This is a genomic window from Roseateles sp. GW821-FHT09B06, from assembly GCF_059418245.1.
In genome coordinates, this window is sequence record NZ_JBWKPM010000009.1 from 1 (window position 1) to 18,948 (window position 18,948).

At 69.3% G+C, this 18,948-nt stretch carries 13 protein-coding genes, 1 tRNA gene and 3 pseudogenes; 14 read left to right on the forward strand and 3 right to left on the reverse strand.

The annotated features are described in order from the left end of the window. Positions 1 to 737: 737 nt before the first annotated feature. From AC07OQ_RS10010 to AC07OQ_RS10020, 3 genes and pseudogenes are all read left to right on the forward strand, one after another. A pseudogene (locus tag AC07OQ_RS10010) lies at positions 738 to 1,043 on the forward strand (TRAP transporter large permease subunit); the annotation flags it as partial. A gap of 22 nt (positions 1,044 to 1,065) precedes the next feature. Continuing rightward, entirely contained in the window at positions 1,066 to 1,602 is a 537-nt protein-coding gene (locus tag AC07OQ_RS10015) for a hypothetical protein (protein WP_495052974.1), read from the forward strand. A gap of 144 nt (positions 1,603 to 1,746) precedes the next feature. After that, on the forward strand, positions 1,747 to 2,136 hold the full coding sequence (locus AC07OQ_RS10020) for a CopD family protein (RefSeq protein WP_495052975.1): 390 nt from the start codon (positions 1,747 to 1,749) through the stop codon (positions 2,134 to 2,136). 126 nt (positions 2,137 to 2,262) lie between these two features. Here AC07OQ_RS10020 and AC07OQ_RS10025 read toward each other — a convergent pair whose 3' ends face one another. Both AC07OQ_RS10025 and AC07OQ_RS10030 read right to left on the reverse strand, forming a co-directional pair. Beyond that, positions 2,263 to 3,843: an ABC transporter substrate-binding protein gene (locus AC07OQ_RS10025; RefSeq protein WP_495052976.1), complete on the reverse strand. Its 1,581-nt coding sequence runs from the start codon at positions 3,841 to 3,843 to the stop codon at positions 2,263 to 2,265. Positions 3,844 to 4,073: 230 nt separating this feature from the next. Beyond that, complete coding sequence (locus AC07OQ_RS10030) at positions 4,074 to 4,724, reverse strand: c-type cytochrome (protein ID WP_495052977.1); 651 nt, start codon at positions 4,722 to 4,724, stop codon at positions 4,074 to 4,076. Positions 4,725 to 4,849: 125 nt separating this feature from the next. Between AC07OQ_RS10030 and AC07OQ_RS10035 the strand changes: the two genes are divergently transcribed. The 11 genes and pseudogenes from AC07OQ_RS10035 (at position 4,850) to AC07OQ_RS10085 (ending at position 17,040) form a co-directional block, all read left to right on the forward strand. Beyond that, on the forward strand, positions 4,850 to 5,701 hold the full coding sequence (locus AC07OQ_RS10035) for an AAA family ATPase (protein WP_495052978.1): 852 nt from the start codon (positions 4,850 to 4,852) through the stop codon (positions 5,699 to 5,701). Next, the gene (locus tag AC07OQ_RS10040; protein ID WP_495052979.1) at positions 5,698 to 5,907 is read left to right on the forward strand and encodes a hypothetical protein; all 210 of its coding nucleotides are present in this window, start codon (positions 5,698 to 5,700) and stop codon (positions 5,905 to 5,907) included. The genes AC07OQ_RS10035 and AC07OQ_RS10040 overlap by 4 nt, the downstream gene beginning before the upstream one ends. Continuing rightward, on the forward strand, positions 5,904 to 6,503 hold the full coding sequence (locus tag AC07OQ_RS10045; RefSeq protein WP_495052980.1) for a GNAT family N-acetyltransferase: 600 nt from the start codon (positions 5,904 to 5,906) through the stop codon (positions 6,501 to 6,503). The genes AC07OQ_RS10040 and AC07OQ_RS10045 overlap by 4 nt, the downstream gene beginning before the upstream one ends. Positions 6,504 to 6,519: 16 nt before the next feature. Beyond that, complete coding sequence (locus AC07OQ_RS10050; RefSeq protein ID WP_495052981.1) at positions 6,520 to 8,559, forward strand: S9 family peptidase; 2,040 nt, start codon at positions 6,520 to 6,522, stop codon at positions 8,557 to 8,559. Positions 8,560 to 8,669: 110 nt separating this feature from the next. Continuing rightward, positions 8,670 to 9,248, forward strand: coding sequence for a hypothetical protein (locus AC07OQ_RS10055; RefSeq protein WP_495052982.1), 579 nt, complete (start codon positions 8,670 to 8,672; stop codon positions 9,246 to 9,248). Between the two features lie 8 nt (positions 9,249 to 9,256). Next, positions 9,257 to 9,379, forward strand: a pseudogene (locus AC07OQ_RS10060) (matrixin family metalloprotease); the annotation flags it as partial. A gap of 66 nt (positions 9,380 to 9,445) precedes the next feature. Next, a pseudogene (locus tag AC07OQ_RS10065) lies at positions 9,446 to 9,538 on the forward strand (PEPxxWA-CTERM sorting domain-containing protein); the annotation flags it as partial. A gap of 55 nt (positions 9,539 to 9,593) precedes the next feature. Next, positions 9,594 to 10,778 (forward strand): vWA domain-containing protein, encoded by a 1,185-nt coding sequence (locus AC07OQ_RS10070; protein ID WP_495052983.1) that lies wholly within the window; start codon positions 9,594 to 9,596, stop codon positions 10,776 to 10,778. Beyond that, positions 10,775 to 12,667: an autotransporter assembly complex protein TamA gene (locus AC07OQ_RS10075; RefSeq protein ID WP_495052984.1), complete on the forward strand. Its 1,893-nt coding sequence runs from the start codon at positions 10,775 to 10,777 to the stop codon at positions 12,665 to 12,667. Before AC07OQ_RS10070 ends, AC07OQ_RS10075 begins: the two co-directional genes overlap by 4 nt. Before the next feature lie 43 nt (positions 12,668 to 12,710). Continuing rightward, positions 12,711 to 16,853, forward strand: coding sequence for a translocation/assembly module TamB domain-containing protein (locus tag AC07OQ_RS10080; RefSeq protein WP_495052985.1), 4,143 nt, complete (start codon positions 12,711 to 12,713; stop codon positions 16,851 to 16,853). Between the two features lie 112 nt (positions 16,854 to 16,965). Then, positions 16,966 to 17,040, forward strand: a tRNA-Arg gene (locus AC07OQ_RS10085). A 239-nt stretch (positions 17,041 to 17,279) separates the two neighbouring features. Here the strand turns inward: AC07OQ_RS10085 and AC07OQ_RS10090 are convergent. After that, a complete protein-coding gene (locus AC07OQ_RS10090) occupies positions 17,280 to 18,902 on the reverse strand; it encodes an ABC transporter permease (RefSeq protein WP_495052986.1) in 1,623 nt (540 codons plus the stop codon). Positions 18,903 to 18,948: the final 46 nt, after the last annotated feature.

The window sequence follows — 18,948 nt, forward strand, 5'->3', positions numbered from 1 at the left end:
CTCACGTTGCACTCCTGAGCCTGGCGTGCTGCGTCATTTGCGCTCGCGCATTGCCGGAGTTCTGTTAGCCGCTCTTAGTTTGGCATGCGCCTGCCCCAAGAACTGAGCCCCGAGCCATGGTGCCAGCGGATCTGATTGACTTGCGGGTTCGATCCCCTGTAGCCGAGAACCTGCCTCTAAGTCAACAGGGGTTGAACGCTATCGGTGGTGCTTGAAGTCCCCGAACCGCTAGCGATAATTTCGCTTGTACCCAATCTAGCTTATCCAAGATCTGACGTTAAAGGTCGACATGACTATGTCGAAGCACGATGAAGACCATTGATCTGGGTTCGGCAAGCTGCCTGCTGTAGCCGAACCCGAGCAAAGCTAAGGCCTCGCTATCCGCCCAAACTTTCTCAGGGCACGAGCGGACAGGAGGCCTAGGCAGGCACACGACAGTGAGCCCCGGGGCACGTCCGACTGCGTCTTTCACGCTCCCGTAGCGCGACTATAAACCGCGATATCGGTCGATGCCTAAGGGAATCCGAGGACTCCGCATAGGCTTTTTGATCATGCTTTTCATCATTCGCAACCCAAGCCAAGCCACTTGGTACTGGGAACTCGAGGCGGCAGATGGCTGCCAGTTGGCGCGCTCAGCTACGCTTTACACATCCGAGGAAGAGTGCCTCCAATCAATTCGGCGCACTCGTTGGGCTTGTCACGGCGCATCGCTCGTCAAGAGATAGAGCTTGGGCGGCGGCTGGCCGCTCGAATGGACCGAGATCATCGTGATCTTCGTGCCGATCTTCCTGCCGCTGCTGACGCATTTCCAGATCGACCCGATGCTGTGGGGCGTGCTGGTGTTCGTCAACCTGCAGGCGGCTTTCCTGTCGCCTCCGGTGGCGATGTCGGCTTTCTACCTGAAGGGCGTGTCGCCGCCGCATGTGACCTTGAACCAGATCTTCGCCGGCATGATGCCCTATATGCTGATCGTGATCCTGTGCATGGTCTTCATGTACATCTGGCCGGGCCTAACGCTGTGGCGGCCGAACTACCTCTACGGCAGGGCTCCAGCGAAAATAGGTTATGCAAGCAGACGACGATCTATTGAACCAGGTCACACTCGCCTTGAGGGGCTATGACGAGCGGACCCTTGCCGACCGGGTTGACCGCATCGTTTGGCTCAGCTCGCACGACGCCCTGCCAGAACTCATTGCGGGGCCCACCGAGACGCTGCAAATGCTCCACGAAGCGCGCAGCTCATTCGTCGCGGGCCACTTCGTCGCCGCCATGGTGCTAGCGATTGCGGTGGTCGAGCAATCCATCGCCGAGTGCCTGGTCGACTTGAAGCTTGCCAGCTACGGCGACAAGCTCGCTGGCATGGTAATGACCTCACGAACGAAGCAAATCCTGCCCGAGAGCATGCTGGATCGGACAGAACGGCTGAGGTTGGTTCGAAACCCCTTCGCCCACCTCAAGCCACCGGGTCACAAAGATACGCTGGGAGCTCGCTACAGGCGGCTGGATGAACACCCTGTGACGGTCATGGAGGCCGACGCGAAGGAAGCGGTTGCGCTGATGTACGAGGTCTTCCGCGCGACCTTGAGGCCAGGCTCGATCTGAGCTTCGGTTGTCCCGGGCATTTGCCGTACACCCCCACGCGAGGCAGCTGCTGCTATCTGGCTCTGAGTGCGTCGGTCGGTCTGCCAGGCCGCACGAAAGTTTGGGTTACCTGCATGGTTCTGCGTAAGCGGCTGGCTGGGCGGCATGTTCTTCGCCTACTTCTGCCTCCGCCCGGCCGCCGCCGAGACCCTGCAACCGCCCCAGCGGCTGCCGCTCTGGTCGGCCGCCCTCGCCCGCTTCCTGCCCTGTATGGCCGTTGCCGTGGTGCTGATCCTGGGGTCTGGGCTGAGCATGCTGCTGCCGCTGGGATTCGCGGCCGCGCCGATCGGCTGGCACGCCATGTTTGCGCTTGGCCTGGTCATGGCCGCCGTCTTCGGCCATGTGTATCTCGTCCTCTTCCCGAGGCTGCGGGCCCACTGCAAGGCGTCGGCCTGGCCGGCGGCGGCCCAGGTCCTCGATCGCATCCGCCGGCTCGTCGCGCTCAATCTGGCGCTTGGGCTGATCGTGGTGGCCGCGGTGGTTTCCGCCAGATGAGCCTGGAGCCCGGGCGGCTCTAGACAAGACCTGGCACCGATCGATGGATCCGGAGGCGCTGTCCGGCCGCTGCCGGCTTGGACCAGCGGGGGCTTCTCGCAGATGACGGCCCTCCGCCGCGCCCGCTCACTTGGCGATCGTCACCCAGCCCACCTCGAACCAGTTGTCGGCGCGGTGTACGACGCTGACATTGCTGCGCGCGGCCCAGGGGATCATCTGGCGGTGCAGCGGGATCACGTTGACCTGCTCCTTGACCTCGGCCAGCGCGGCCCTGATCAGTTGCTCGCGCTTCTTCGGATCGGCCTCCACGCTGCTCTGCGCGGCCAGCGCGTCGAACTTGTCGTTCCTGAAGTTGCCGTAGTTGTAGAAGCCCACGCCCTTCTCGCCGCGGTTGCGCAGCACCGGGGTCATCATGGTCTCGGCGTCGGTGATGGCGCCGCCCCAGCCGTACAGGTACATGCTGGTGTCGAGCTTCTCCACCTTGGGGAAGAAGGTGACGCGCGGCATCGCGTTGACCTTGACCTTGACCTTCAGCTGCGCCCACATGGTGGCCAGCGCCAGGCAGATTTCCTCGTCGTTGATGTAGCGGTTGTTGGGGCAGTCCAGCGTCACCTCGAAGCCGTCGGCAAAGCCGGCGTCGGCCATCAGCTTGCGGGCCGCGGCCACGTCGAAGGGGTAGCGCGTCTCGATCGCCGGGTCGTTGTAGGAGCCCAGCGGCGACGGCGTCAGCCCGCCGGTGGGCAGCGACAGGCCGTTCATCAGCTTCGTGCGCATGGTCTCGACGTCGATCGCCTGGTAGAGGGCGCGGCGCACGCGCTGGTCCTTGAAGGGATTCCGTTCACCGTTCGGGCCGGGCACATTGCCGTAGAGCAGCTTGTCGCGCGCCTGGTCCATGCCGATCATCACCAGCCGGTTCTCCGGCCCGTCGATCACCTTGACCCCCTGGGTATTGCGCAGGCGCGGCACGTCGCGCGGCGCCGGGTCGAGCACGAAGTCGATCTCGCCCGAGACCAGCGCGGCCAGGCGCGTCGCATCGTTGCCGATCGGCGTCAGCACGATCTCCTGCACATTGCCGTCGAACTTGCCCCACCAGTTGGGGTTGCGCTTGTAGACGGTCTTCACGCCGGGCGCGCGCGACACCAGCATGTAGGGGCCGGTGCCGTTGGCGTTCAGGCTGGTGTAGGACTCCTCCTTGTTCTTGAAGTCCAGCGGGCGGGTCACCTTGTGCTGCTCGCTCCAGCCCTTGCTCATGATCCACAAGGTGTCCAGGTGCTGCAGGAAGATCGGGTTGAAGCTCTGCAGCTGGAATTCGACCGTCAGGTCGTCGATCTTCCTCGGCGTGCCCACCGCGGCGGCATAGACCGCGACCTGCGAGGTCTGCTCCTTGGCACGGTTGATCGAGAACACCACATCGTCGGCGCCGAAGGGCGAGCCGTCGTGGAACTTGACGCCGGGGCGCAGCTTGAAGCGCCAGACCAGCGGCGAGGGCTGGCTCCATTCGGTGGCAAGACCCGGCACGATGGCGAGGTTGCGGTCGCGCTTAGTCAGCCGCTCGTAGACCTGGCCGTTGACCATATTGGTCATGCTCTCGTTCTGCGAATGCGGGTCCATGGTCTGCGGGTCGCCCTGGCTGGCCCAGCGCAGGGTCTGGGCCTGCAGGCCACAAACGGCCGCGACCAGGCCGACAACGAACAGCTGCTTCATCATCACATCGCTCCCAACGCCGGACTGTGGTGGTGGCGCGAGTGTAGGGAAGCGCAGGCCGGGCGGCTTCCCGGGGATTCACCTGATGGGGCTTGCACCGAGCGCCGCTGCGCTCAGCGCAGCCGCGTCCAGTGGCGGTGCGATGCCACGGGCCATGGGGGCGCAGGAAGGAAAAAATGGCCGCCTTCCCTCGCGGGAAGGCGGCCGTCATGCGGAACTTGCAATGGCAGCGCTCAGCGCAGGCGCGATTGCGGCACGGTGTGGAGCTCGCCCGGCAGCGAGGCGATGTACTTGGCCATGGCCTTCAGCTCGGCGTGGCTGAACTGCTTGACCTGGCCCACCATGATGGCGTTGCCGCGGCCAACCACGGGATTACCCTCGGTCTGATAGGACTTCAGCGTCGCATAGAGGTAGTCGGCATGCTGACCGCCAATCTTCGGATAGGCACCGTCGATGGGCTTGCTGAAGTTGGCGCCATGACAGGAGATGCAGGCGCCCTTGGCCAGCAGCGCGGCCACATCGGCCGGGGCCTGCGGCACCGACTCGGGCGCGGACGCGGCCTTGCCATGCTGTTCGTAGTAGGCCGACACATCGGCGACGTCCTGCTCGGACAGGCTCAGCGCGATGCCGCGCATCGTCGGGTGCTTGCGCTCGCCCTTGGCATAGGCGTTCAGCGCACTGGCGATGTACTTGGCGTTCTGACCCGAGATCATCGGCACCTTGTGCACTTCGGGGAAGCTGGCCTGGTAGCCCGGGATGCCGTGGCAGCCGATGCACATGGCCACCTTCTTCTGCCCGGCGGCCACATCCTGGGCCTGTGCCGGCAGGGCGACACCCGCGATGGCGGACAGAACTAGCGAGATCTTCAGCAGAAGTTTTTTCATGGTCCCCAAGAACTTGTGTTGTACGGGTCTGAATCTGATGCCGGCGCGCATTATAGGGGCCGCCCTTGCGGCGCCCGGGCGGGCCCTATACTGGCCCGCAGCACCTCAGCAACACCCGACACCCCATGAAGTTTCAAGGCTCGCAGCAGTACGTCGCCACCGCCGATCTGATGCTGGCGGTCAACGCCGCCATCACGCTCAAGCGCCCCCTGCTGGTCAAGGGCGAGCCCGGCACCGGCAAGACCATGCTGGCCGAGGAAGTGGCCCAGTCGCTCGACCTGCCGCTGCTGCAATGGCATGTGAAGAGCACCACCAAGGCGCAGCAGGGCCTGTACGAATACGACGCGGTGAGCCGGCTGCGCGACTCGCAGCTTGGCGACGAGAAGGTCCGGGACATCCACAACTACATCGTCAAGGGCGTGCTGTGGCAGGCCTTCGAGGCCGACCAGCCGGTGGCCCTCTTGATCGACGAGATCGACAAGGCCGACATCGAGTTCCCCAACGATTTGCTGCGCGAACTCGACCGCATGGAGTTCTACTGCTACGAGACGCGCCAGACCATTCGCGCCAAGCACCGCCCGCTGGTCTTCATCACCTCCAACAACGAGAAGGAGCTGCCCGACGCCTTCCTGCGCCGCTGCTTCTTCCACTTCATCAAGTTCCCCGACGCCACCACGATGCAGCAGATCGTCGACGTGCACTTCCCCGGCCTGAAGCAGGAACTGCTGGGCGCCGCGATGAAGACCTTCTTCGAGGTGCGCAACCTGCCGGGCCTGAAGAAGAAGCCCTCCACCAGCGAGCTGCTGGACTGGCTCAAGCTGCTGCTGGCCGAGGACATCCCGACCGGGGCGCTGCAGAGCGCCGACGGCAACGGCAATGGGGTCGCGATCCCGCCGCTGGTGGGCGCCCTGCTGAAGAACGAACAAGACCTGACCCTGTTCGAGAAGCTGGTGTTCATGCAGAGCCGCAACCGATGAGCGGCGGCCCCACCTACAAGCAGGGCCTGGCCGACGCGCTGGGCTTCGTGCTGGGCGCGCTGGCCGGCTGGCAGTTCGGCCGCTGGCTGGACTTCGACTTCATCGGTTCGAGCAATTGGCAGACGCCGCAGCTGATCGGCCTGCTCTTCATCCTCGCCGGCTGCGGCCTGGGCCGCTGGCTGGCGCGCAAACTGATTCTGCGATGAGCCTCAAACCCCTCTGCACCCCCCTCACCCTGACCGGCCGCCATGCGCGGCTGGAACCGCTGTCCCCCGCGCACGAGGCCGGGCTGCAGGACGCCACGCGCGACGGCGAGCTCTGGCGGCTCTGGTACACCTCGGTGCCGCATCCCGACGCGATGGCCGCCGAGATCCGGCGCCGGCTGGACCTGCAGGACAAGGCCAGCATGCTGCCCTTCACGGTGTTCGATGCCGAAGGCCGCATCGCCGGCATGACTACCTTCATGAACATCGACAACGCCAACCGGCGCGTCGAGATCGGCTCCACCTGGTATGCGGCGCGCGTGCAGCGCAGCCCGCTGAACACCGAGTGCAAGCTGATGCTGCTGCGGCATGCCTTCGAGACACTCTCCTGCATCGCCGTCGAGTTCCGCACCCACCGCCTGAACCAGGCCAGCCGGCGCGCCATCGAGCGCCTGGGCGCGCAGCTGGACGGCATGCTGCGCGCGCATCTGCGCGCCGCCGACGGCACCTTGCGCGACACCGCCGTCTACAGCATCACCGCGGCCGAATGGCCCACCGTCAAGACCCATCTCCAATGGCAGCTCGAGCGTCCCCGCTGAGCCCTTCACATCGACCATGAGCAAGAAAAAGAACTTCGACGTCGACGCCCTCTGGCAGATCGAGCGGATCGGCGCGCCCAGCCTGTCGCCGGACGGCGCCCAGGCGGTGGCCTCGCTGAGCCGCTACTCGATGGAGACGAACAAGAGCCGGACCCAGCTCTGGCTGCTCTCCACGCTGGGCGGCGCGCCGCGCGCGCTGACCAACGCGGGGGACAAGGACGGCCAGGCGCAGTGGAGCCCCAAGGGCGACCAGATCGCCTTCATCGCCCGCCGCGAGCAGGAAGGCGGCAAGGACGAGGAGGCCCAGCTCTATGTGATCGCGCCCGACGGCGGCGAGGCCCGGCGCGTGGCCAGCGTCGCCACCGGCGTCGAGGCCTTCAAGTGGTTTCCCGATGGCAAGCGCATCGCCTTCATCTCCTGGGTCTGGCCCGGGCTGAAGGGCAGCGCCGCGCAGGCCAAGGCCTGGAAGGAATTCAAGGAGCGCAAGGAAAGCGGCTATGTCACCAGCGAGGCGGTCTACCGCTACTGGGACCACCACATCCCGATGGGCCGTGTCGCCCACCTGCATGTGCTCGATGTCGCCAGCGGCAAGGTGCGCGACCTGTTCGAGGGCACGGACTTCGAGCTGACCCGCGCGGACCCGGACGCCAACAGCTTCGACATCTCGCCGGACGGCAAGCGCATCGTCTTCGCCTTCGATCCGCAGGCCGAGAAGCGCCTGGACCATTGCTTCGCGCTGGCCGAGATCGACGTGCGCAACGGCAAGGTCCAGACCCTGCTGCGGGACCAGGACTGGGACTTCCAGGCGCCGCGCTACAGCCATGCCGGCCAGCACCTGGCCTTCCTGGCCAGCAACCAGGGCAAGAGGCACACGATGCCGGCGCAGTTGGCGGTGCTGGACCAGCATGGGCATTGGGCCGTGCTGTCCGAGCATTGGGACCATGAAGTGGCCGCGCCGCTGCGCTGGGACGAGGACGACCTGGGCGTGATCTTCTGCGCCGAGCAGCAGGGGCGCCGCCATCTGTGGCGCTTCGACGTCAAGACCTGCGAGGCCTTCAAGCTGTTCGAGGGCGGCCACACCACCGCCTTCGCGCTGGAGGCCGGCACCATCGTCGTGCAGCACGACGGCGTCCAGCATCCGCCGCGCCTGTCGCTGCTGCTGGCCGAGGGCGAAGGCAGCGAGGGTCGTTCGCGCCGCATCGAGTCCTTCAACGACAAGCTGCTGGCCGACTACGCCTTCGGCCGCCACGAGCAGGTGTTCTACCGGGGCGCGCAGGGCGACGAGGTGCAGATGTGGCTTGTCTACCCACCCGGCTTCAATGCGAAGAAAAAGTACCCGGTGATGCACCTGATCCACGGCGGCCCGCACACCGCCTTCGGCGACGCCTGGCATTTCCGCTGGAACGCCCAGACCTTTGCCGCGCAGGGCTATGTGGTGGCCTGCGTCAACTACCACGGCTCGTCCAGCTTCGGCTACCAGTTCCTCGACTCCATCACCCAGCGTTGGGGCGAGCTGGAGCTGCAGGACATCGAGGCCGGCACCGACTGGCTGCTTCAGAAGCCCTGGGCCGACCGCAAGCGCATCTTCGCCACCGGCGGCAGCTATGGCGGCTACATGGTCGCCTGGATGAACGGCCATGTGGCGCCGGGCCGCTACCAGGCCTATGTCTGCCACGCCGGCTGCTTCGACTGGCAGGCCATGTTCGCCGACGACGCCTACACCTGGCATGCCAAGGAGCTGGGCGCCTGGTACTGGGACGATCCGGCCAAGGTCGCGTCGCAGAGCCCGCATGCCTTTGCCAAGAACATGAGCACGCCCACGCTGGTGATCCACGGCCAGCTCGACTACCGCGTGCCCGACGCCCAGGGCCTGGCCTACTACAACACCTTGAAGGCCAAGGGCGTCGATGCGCGCCTGCTGTGGTTCCCCGACGAGAACCACTGGATCCTGAAGCCGCGCAACAGCAAGCTCTGGTACGGCGAGTTCTTCGACTGGCTGAAGAAGCACGATCCGGCCGCCAAGCCGGGCGCCAAGAGCAAGGCCGGCAAGGCCTGACCCCGCACCCCGGGGCGCCCGGCTCCCGGCGGCGGGGCAGAATGCGCGGCCGCCTGCGCCTCGGCAGGCGGCCCACAAGAACAAGCTTGCCGCCCGGGAACCCCGTCATCATGCAAGCCGCCAAGACCCTCGGCGCCGCAGCCCTCGCGCTGTGTGCTGTCCCGTCCCACGCCCTCGACATCGTCTTCGACTACAGCCAGGACGCGCAGCACTTCTTCGATGCCGACAAGCGCGCGGTGCTGGAGCAGGTGGCCTCGATCTTCGAGAACAACCTCGGCAACTCGCTGGCGGCACTCAGCAAGGTCAATGTCAGCAGCCCCGGCATGGCCATGGACCACACGGGCGGGCTGCCCAACTACATCCCCGGCACGGCGCTCGTCGCCCCGCGCCAGGACATCGCCGCCGATACCCTGCTCGTCTATGTCGGCGCCACCGACCTGCCCGACAGCACGCTGGGCCTGGCCTGGGTCGGCACGGCCAAGCCCTACCGCGTCAACCGCGCGAACAACGGCTTCTTCAACGCCGGCTGGGGCGGCCAACTGATCTTCGACACCACGGACGGACTGCCCGGCTATGGCGGCTTCGAGCGGCGCTGGGATCTGGACGATGACATCCGCAGCGCCGAGGCGGTGCCGGCGATCCTGCTGCCGGCGACGCCGGGGGCAGCCTGGGTGACGGCTACTACGTGAGGAAGGACGTGGACTTCGCCAGCGTCGTGATGCACGAGATGGGCCATATGTTCGGCCTGCAGCACAGCGGCAACAGCGGCGATGCCATGTATGCCAGCTTCGACGGCGAACGCAGCTTCTTCGATGCCAACGACTGGAACGCGATGAGCGCCCAGGGCTGGCAGGTGCGCTCCAGCAACCCCGATCTCTACGGCGTCGTGACCCTGCCGGTGCCCGAGCCGGCCAGCTACGCGATGCTGCTGGCGGGCCTGGGCTGCATCGGCTGGATCGCGCGCCGGCGCCGGCGCTGAGCGAGGGGGAACTCGGGGCCATAATGGATCGGGTCCCCAGCCTCAAATCCGAGCGATGTTGATCCAGTTTTTCTACACGCTGCGCGCGGCCAAGCTGCCGGTCTCGGTCAAGGAGTTCCTGACCCTGCTGGAAGCGCTGAAGGTCGGCGTCATCGGCCAGGACGGCGTGGCCAAGGTCGACGACTTCTACTTCCTGGCCCGCACCACCCTGGTCAAGGACGAAGCGCAGTTCGACAAGTTCGACCGCGCCTTCGGTGCCTATTTCAAGGGCGTGGAGATGCTCACCGCCGACCTGGCCAAGGAGCTGCCGCTGGAATGGCTGCGCCAGCACCTGGAGCTGGAGCTGACGCCCGAGCAGAAGGCGGCCGTCGAGAAGATGGGCTGGGACGAGCTGATGCAGACGCTGAAACAGCGTCTCGAGGAACAGAAGGAGCGCCACGAGGGCGGCAACCGCTGGATCGGCACCGGCGGCACCAGCCCCTTCGGCAACAGCGGCTACAACCCGCAGGGCGTGCGCATCGGCGGCGCGGGCCGCAACAAGAGTGCCGTGAAGGTCTGGGACCAGCGCGCCTACAAGGACTACGACGACCAGCTGGAACTGGGCACGCGCAACATCAAGGTCGCGCTGCGCCGCCTGCGCCGTTTCGCGCGCGAGGGCTCCGATCTCGAGCTGGACCTGGACGACACGATCCACAAGACCGCGGCCAATGCCGGCATGCTGGACATCCGCATGATCCCCGAGCGCCACAACAAGGTGAAGGTGCTGCTGCTGATGGATGTCGGCGGCACGATGGACGAGCATGTGCACCGCGTCGAGGAGCTGTTCTCCGCCGTCAAGAGCGAGTTCAAGCACCTCGAGTTCTATTACTTCCACAACTGCGTCTACGACTTCATGTGGAAGAACAACCGCCGCCGCTTCAGCGAGAAGTTCCCGACCTGGGACGTGATCCGCAAGTACAACAAGGACTACAAGCTGATCTTCGTCGGCGACGCGACGATGAGCCCCTACGAGATCCTGCAGCCGGGCGGCAGCGTCGAATACAACAACGATGAGGCCGGCGCCGAATGGCTGCAGCGCCTCACCCATGCCTTCCCCAAGTACGCCTGGATCAACCCCGAGCCGCAAGGCGTCTGGCAGTACCGCCAGAGCATCGCCCTGGTCCAGCAGCTGATGCATCAGCGCATGTTCCCGCTCTCGCTGCAGGGGCTGGAAGGGGCGATGCGCCTGCTCAGCAAATGAAGTTACCGGCGACGCGCCTGCTCACCCTCTCGGTCTGCCTGCTGTCCAGCCTGCTGCTGTCGGCCTGCGCCAGCCTGGGCGGCCTGTTCGGCGACGCGCGGGAGGAGCCGGCAGCGGCGGCCGTCGCCAGCGCCACCAGCGGCAGCGACGACGGCGCCCAGCAGCGCATCGCCTTCGCGCTGGAGGTGGAGGCGCCGGACCCGCTGCGCGCCCTGCTGCTGCAGCACCTGGACCTGGCGCGCTTCCAGCGCGTGGGCGAGCACGAGCGCCTCAGCAAGGTCGAACTGGACCGGCTCGCCGCCGCCGCCCCGGCCCAGGCCGGCGCGTTGCTGGAGACCGAGGGCTACTTCAACCCGGTGCTGACGCTGAGCCGGCCCGCGCCGCGCGAGGACGGGCTGGAGCGCGTGCACCTGGCGGTGACCCCCGGCCCACGCGCGCTCATCGGCCGGCTCGACCTGGGCTTCACCGGCGCCCTGCAGGAGCCCGAGGGCGAGGATGCGCAGCGCCTGGCCGAGGCGCTGCGCCAGCAGCTCCAGCATGGCTGGGCACTGCAGCCCGGCAAGGCCTTCCGCCAGTCCGACTGGGCGGCGGCCAAGACCGAGACCCTGGCGCGCGCCCGCGCCGGCGGCTATCCGCTGGCGCGCTGGGCCCTCACCGCGGCGCGCGTGCAGGCCGAGCGCAACGAGGCCGAGCTGGAGCTGCTGCTCGATAGCGGCCCGCTGTTCCGCCTCGGCGAACTGAAGATCGAGGGCCTGCAACACCACGACGAGGAGGTGGTGCGGCGCGTCAGCGATTTCGCCAGCGGCCAGCCCTATAGCGAGCGCGCGCTGCTGGATTTCCAGGAGCGCCTGCTGAAGACCCAGCTGTTCGACGGCGCCAGCGTCGACATCCAGCCCGATGCCAACCAGGCCGCCGCCACGCCGGTGCTGGTGCGCGTGCGCGAGGCGCCGCTGCAGCAGGCCACCACCGGCGTCGGCTACAACGCCAACACCGGCCAGCGCATCACGCTGGAGCATCTGCACCGCAAGCCCTTCGGCCTGCCGCTGCGCAGCCTCAGCAAGCTCGACTTCGGCCGCGACCTGCGCTCCGTCTCGCTGGAGCTGACCTCGCACCCGCAGACCGACATGCGCCGCAACCTGGCCTCGCTGGCGCTGGAGGAGGACCGCAGCACCGGCCCCACCATCACCAGCCTGGTGGCGCGCCTGGGCCGCCTGCGCGAGACCGCGCGCGACGAACGCCTGGACTATCTGGAGCTGCTGCGCTCGCACGAGAGCCTGTCCACCCACAGCTTCAATGCCGGCGCCGTCTCCATCAACACCCAGCGCATCCGGCGCCGCGTCGACAGCCTGCTGCTGCCCACCGAGGGCCACACCGCCACCCTGCTGCTGGGCGTGGGCCAGGCCGGCAGCTCCGACGCGCAGAACGGCGCCTTCGGCCGCTACCAGCTCAAGCTCGGCTGGTACCGCCCCTTCGCCGAACGCCGCTGGTTCGCCAATGCGCGGCTGGAGCTGGGCCAGCTGGTGGCGCGCGACGCGGTCGCGATCCCCGACCGGCTGCTGTTCCGCGCCGGTGGCGACGAGTCGGTGCGCGGCTACGCCTACCGCAGCCTCGGCCCCATGGAGAACGGCGAGACCGTCGGCGGCCGCGTCATGGCCACCGGCAGCATCGAGATCGCCCGCCCGATCAGCGCGCGCATGCCCAGCTTATGGGGGGCCAGCTTCGTCGATGTCGGCCAGGCCGCCGACCACTGGGGCTCGCTCAAGCCCGTCGTCGGCTGGGGCTTCGGCCTGCGCTGGCGCAGCCCGATCGGTCCGCTGCGCGTCGACCTCGCCCGCGGCGAGGAACTGCGCAAGTGGCGCCTGCATTTCAGTGTGGGGATCGTGCTATGAAGCAGGACACTGCGGCTGCGCCGAGCAGCGTGGGGATCGTGCTGTGAGCGACCTGCCGAAAGCCGAGCCGGCCGCACCGCCCGCGCCGCGCCGCGCGCTGCACCGCCGCGTCCTGCTGGCCGCCGGCCTGGCGCTGCCCGGCCTGGCCCTGCTCGCCGGCCTGGCGCTGTACTGGATCACCAGCACCGAACGCGGCGCCGTGTGGATGCTGGAGCGCATCCCCGGCCTGCAGCTGGAGGCCCCGCGCGGCACCCTGCTGGGCGACTTCTCCTCGCGCCGCCTCGGCTATCGCAGCGGCGAATTCAGCGTCGAACTGGAGGGCCTGCGCTGGCAGGGCCTCAGCGTGGCCTGGGTCGGCTCGCCGCGGCTGTGGACGCGCATCGGCGTCGAACAGCTGCAGGTCGACCGCGCCACGCTGCGCTGGGGCAGCGCCGGCAAGGACGACGCGCCGCCCAGCGTGCCGCAAGACCTGACCCTGCCCCTGGTGCTGGACCTGCCGCGCCTGCAGGTCGGCGAGCTGCGGCTGCCGGCGCTCAGCGAGCAGCCGCTGCGCGAGCTGCGCGGCGGCCTGTGGCTGAGCGAGCAACTGGGCGGCCAGCACCGCATCGAGCTGCAGGGACTGCAATGGGACCGCCTGCGCCTGGCCGGCCAGGCCAGCCTGCGGACCCGCGGCGACCTGCCGCTGCAGGCTCGGCTGCAACTCACCCAGGCCGCCTCCGACCCCGCTGCACTGCCCGGCTGGCAGGCCAGTGCGAGCCTGCAGGGCCCGCTGACCAAGCTGCAGCTGCAGGCCCGGGCCGCCCTGGCCGCGCCCGGCAGCGCGGTGGACAGCCAGAACCTGGACCTGAACGCGGTCGTCCAGCCCTTTGCCGCCTGGCCCCTGTCCGACGCCAGCTTCAAGGCTGCCCATTTCGATCTCGCCAGCCTGCACAGCGGCCTGCCCGCCACCCGGCTGAGCGGCCAGGGCCGGCTGGAGACCCAGGGCTGGGACCGGCCGGCGCGCCTGCGCGCCCGGCTCGACAACCCGCTGGCCGGCCGCTGGGACCGGCAGCGCCTGCCGCTGCAGCGGCTCGACCTGGACCTGGAGGCCCGCCCCGACCGCCTGGGCGGCCTCCAGGACCTGGCCGCCCTGCAGGTGCATCGCCTCGACGCCCTGCTGGGCAGCCCCGCCCAGCCCGGCGGCCGCCTGACGGCCCAGGGCCAGGGGCTGCAGTTGCAGGCGCGCGTCAGCGCCCTGGACAGCGCCGCGCTGGACCAGCGCCTGCCCCCGCTGCTGCTGGCCGGCGGCCTGGAGCTGCGGGGCCGGGCCGCCGACGCGGGCATCGCCGCCACGCTGAGCGCCAGCCTGGAAGGCCATTGGCAGCAGAATCCCGCCACGCGGCGCCCGCTCGCCTTGCAGCTGCAGGGGCACAACGAGGGGGCGCGGCTGCGGCTGGAACAGCTCAGCCTCAGGTCGGGCAATTCCCGGCTGAACCTGCAGGGCCATTTCGAGCCGGCCGCCGCGGGCTGGCAGGCCGCCTTCGAGGCCGTGGCCAGGGAATTCGATCCGCGCCTGCTGTGGGCCGGCACGCCGCGCTCCGCCTGGGCCGGCGGCCAGCACAGCCTGGACGCCACGCTGCGGGCCGAGCTGAGCCAGGGCAGCGGGCCCTGGCCGCGCGGCCAGGCCAGCTTGGCGATCGCGCCCAGCCTGCTGGCCGGCATGGGTCTGAGCGGCCAGGCCAGTTATCAGGCCCGGGGCGCCGCCGCGCCGCGCCTGGAGGCCGAGCTGCTGGCGGGCGAGAACCGTCTGAAGCTGCTGGCCGAAGGCCTGGGCAGCCAGCGCCAGAGCGGCCGCGCCGACATCGATGCGCCACGCCTGGCGGCCCTGGCCCCCTTGCTGGCCCTGCTAGGTCCCGAGGCCAGGCTGAGCGGCGGCCTGCGGGGCCGTTTCGATCTCGCGCTGGAAGGGCCGGCCGGCCGCGAGGCCCGCAGCGCCGGCCAGCTGCAGGCCAAGGCGCTGCAGCTGCGCGGCCTGCCGGACCTGGCCCCGCTGCAGCTGGCCGAGGGCCGGCTGGACTGGCAGCTCGACAGCCGTGCCGACGCGCCGCTGCGCGCCGAGGGCTTGCTGCGCGAGCTGGATTTCGGTGCGTCGCGGCTGACGCGCGGCCAGTTGAACCTGCAGGGCAGCTGGGCCAGCCATCGGCTGAAGCTGGAGGCCGAAGGCCGTCTGCCCACCCCGGCCTGGGCCCAGCCGCTGGCCGACGGTCCGCAGCTGGGCGGCCGGCTGGCGCTGGCGCTGAGCGGCCAGCTGGGCGAGTCGCCCTGGCAGTTGCGCCGGCCGGACGCCAAGCCGCTGGACTGGCGCGCCCAGCTCGGCCAGCTGCTGCTGCGTCCAACGCGCCAGGACCGGCCCGACTGGCTGGCGGCGCGCGAGCTCGGCCTGGCGCTGCAGCTGGCCGGCGATGGCCGCCTGCTGGCCGCCAGCGCGGCGCCGGGCCGGCTGGAGATCGCCGGCGCCGCGCTGCGCTGGCAGCAGCTGCAATGGCAGGCCGCGCGCCAGCTCGGCGAACCGCCGCAGGCCCGCGCCGAGCTGGAAATGGAACCGCTGAAGGTGGCGCCGCTGCTGGCGCGCTGGCAGCCCGACTTCGGCTGGGGCGGCGACCTGACGATGGGCGGCCGCCTGCGCCTGCGCAGCACGCCGCAGGTGGAGATCGAGGCCGAACTGGGCCGCGGCAGCGGCGATCTCAGCGTCACCGAGGGCGGGTCCACCCAGACCCTGGGCCTGAGCGAGCTGCGCCTGGCCCTGCAGGCCAAGGACGGCACCTGGCACCTGGCCCAGGGCATGGCCGGCAGCAATCTGGGCGTGTTCGGCGGGGCCATCAGCACACGCACCTCGCCGCGCGCGCTCTGGCCCGGCGCCGACGCGCCGCTGGAGGGCGGCCTGCTGATGGACGTGGCGAATCTCGGCACCTGGGGCGCCTGGGTGCCCGCGGGCTGGCGCCTGGGCGGCACCTTCCACGCCAATGTGCAGCTGGCCGGCCGGCTGGGCGCGCCGGAAATCCGCGGCCGGGCCAGCGGCAGCGCGCTGCAGCTGCGCAACCCGCTGCTGGGCGTGGACCTGCGCGAGGGCGAGCTGGCGCTCAGCCTGGACGGCCCTACCGCCACGCTGGAGCGCCTGCAGGCGCGCGGCGGCGACGGCCGGCTGAGCGCCCAGGGCCGCGCCAGCTTCGGCGCCCAGCCCCAGGCCGAGCTGGCGCTGACGGCCGAGCGTTTCACCTTCCTGGGCCGCGTCGACCGGCGCGTCGTCGCCAGCGGCCAGGCCAGTTTGAAGCTGGCCGAGCGGAACTTGAAGCTGGACGGCCGCGTCGTGGTGGACGAGGGTCTGTTCGACTTCTCGCGCGGCGACGCCCCGACCCTGGACAGCGATGTACAGGTGCTGCGTGCCGTCGCCCCGCAGGCCCCGGCCGGCGCGCCGACAGCGCGCGCCAAGGGCCCCGAGCCCAAGGTCGACGTGCAGGTGGCGATCGATCTGGGGCGCCAGCTGCGGGTGCGCGGCCGCGGCATCGACACGCGGCTGGGCGGCGAGCTGCGCCTCATCCACCAGGGCGCCGGCCCGCTGCTCAACGGCACGGTCAGCACCCGCGGCGGCACCTACGACGCCTATGGCCAGAAGCTGGAGATCGAGAAGGGCGAGATCACCTTCGCCGGCGTGCTGGACAACCCGCGCCTGGACGTGCTGGCGGTGCGGCCCAACACCGATGTGCGCGTGGGCGTCACGGTCACCGGCACCGCGCTGAACCCGCGCATCAAGCTCTATTCCGAGCCCGACATGGCCGACACCGACAAGCTCTCCTGGCTGCTGATGGGCCGCGCGCCGGACGGCCTGGGACGCGCCGACACGGCCCTGCTGCAGCGCGCCGCGCTGGCCCTGCTCAGCGGCGAGGGCGAGAGCCCCTCGGGCAAGCTGATCAAGAACCTCGGCCTGGACGAACTCTCGGTCAGCCAGGACGACAGCGATGCGCGCGGCACCGTGGTGCGCCTGGGCAAACAGCTCTCGCGGCGCTGGTATGTGGGCTACGAGCGCGGCCTCAATGCCACCACCGGCAGCTGGCAGCTGATCTACCGCATCGTGCAGCGCTTCACGCTGCGGGCCCAGGCCGGCGAGGAGAATGCGGTCGACCTGATCTGGCAGTGGAAGTGGAACTGAGTCCGCCCGCGCGCGGCCAAGGCGCGGCCGAGCGCCGAGATTGCGGCACCGGTGGCCCGAACGGCACGGCAAGCCGTGCGACAATCCGCGCCCCGGCTCCCGGAGCCCGGTACTCTCCGTAGTTCAATGGATAGAACGGCCGCCTCCTAAGCGGCAGATGTGGGTTCGATTCCCGCCGGAGGGACCATCGTCCATGGGTCCATGCCTGACGGTGCGTGATCTGTGCGTGATGCCGGCTGGCCCGTGGCAACCGGTCCAACACGGCATTCAAGTGCAATGGCGATCGCAAGGACGGATCGCGATGGCAGTCCAAGCAACTCGGCGCCTCCGCCGCGCCTGCTGGATCAATTCGGAGTCCGTGGCCTGGCGCAAGGGGCGCGTAACGCTCCCCGTAACGCTCCCCTCCCCTGCGGCAGAAATCCGGCGTCAGCCGCGCCGCATCGCGCGCGACAGCATGATCACCGGGATCAGCCCCACCAGCACGATGGCCAGCGAGGGCAGCGCCGCCTCGCCCAGGCGCTCGTCGCGCGCCAGCTGGTAGGCCACGACCGCCAGCGTGTCGCTGTTGAAGGGGCGCAGCACCAGGGTGGCCGGCAGCTCCTTCATCACGTCGACGAAGACCAGCAGGGACGCGGCCCAGGCCGAACGCGCCAGCAGCGGCGCGTGCAGCTCCAGGAACAGGCGCACCCGCGAGGCGCCGAGCATGCGCGCGGTCTCGTCCACCGTCGGCGAGATGCGCGCATAGCCGGCCTCCAGCGATTGCAGGGCCACGCCCGAGAAGCGCACCAGATAGGCGTAGAGCAGGCCGAGGATGGTGCCGGTCAGCAGGGCCGGCAGGCCCAGGCCGGGCAGGCGCTCCTGCATCCAGCCGAGCGGCAGCAGGATGCCGATGGCGATCACCGCGCCCGGCACCGCATAGCCCAGCGAGACCACGCGCGACGCGGCTTGCAGCAGGACCCCGCGACCCGCACCGCCGGAGCGGTTCACGCGCCCCAGATAGGCCAGCACCAGGGCCAGCAGCACCGCCAGCAGGGCGGCCAGGGCGGCCAGCTTGAGGCTGGTCAGGCTCCATTGCGCGAAGCGCTCCAGCGGCAGGCCCAGCTCGTTGTGCCGGGCCTCCTGCCACAGCAGCCGCAGCAGCACGAGCACCGGCACCACGAAGCCGAGCAGGATGGGCAGCGCGCACAGCAGCAGCGCCGCACCGGCCGCCGCGCCGCGCAGCGGCAGGGGTCGGCTCTCGGCCGCGTGCAGGGCGCCGGCGCGGCTGCTGGCAAAACGCAGCCGCGCCTGGGCGCGCCGCTCCAGCCACAGCAGCGCGGCCACGGCCGCCAGCAGCACCGAGGCGATCTGGGCCGCGGCGGTCTTGTCGTCCATCACCAGCCAGGCCTTGTAGATGCCGGTGGTCAGGGTGGTCAGGCCGAAATAGGCGCCGACGCCGTAGTCGGCCAGGGTCTCCATCAGCGTGAGTGCCACGCCGGCCGCCAGCGCCGGGCGTGCCAGCGGCAGCGCCACCTCGCGCACGCGCCGCCAGGTGCCCGCGCCCAGCATGCGGGCCGCCTCCATCAGGGCCACGCCGCGCTCCGACAGGGCTGCGCGCGTCAGCAGGTAGACATAGGGATAGAGGCACAGCACGAACAGCATGATCGCACCGGGCATGCTGCGCACGTCCGGCCACAGCGCGCCCTGCGCCCCGCTCAGCTCGCGCAGCCAGCTCTGCAGCGCGCCGCTGTATTGCAGCGCGTCGGTGTAGGCATAGGCGGCGACATAGGCCGGCATCGCCATCGGCAGCAGCAGGCCCCACTCGAAGAAGCGCCGCCCGGGGAAATCGAACAGGCTGACCGCCGCCGCGGTGGCGCCGCCCAGCAGGGCCACGCCAATGGCCACACACAGGGCCAGCAGCAGCGAGGCCCAGGCGTACTCGGGCAGCACGGTCTGCAACTGGTGCCGCAGGATGTCCAGCGCCTGGGCGTCCAGCGCCAGCCAGGAACCCAGGATGCCCAGCACGGGCACGGCCAGCAGCAGGCAGAAAAAGGTGACGAGACGCAGCATGCGAGTGTGGTTGATAACGATGCGCATTCAGTGCGCCAGCCGGGGC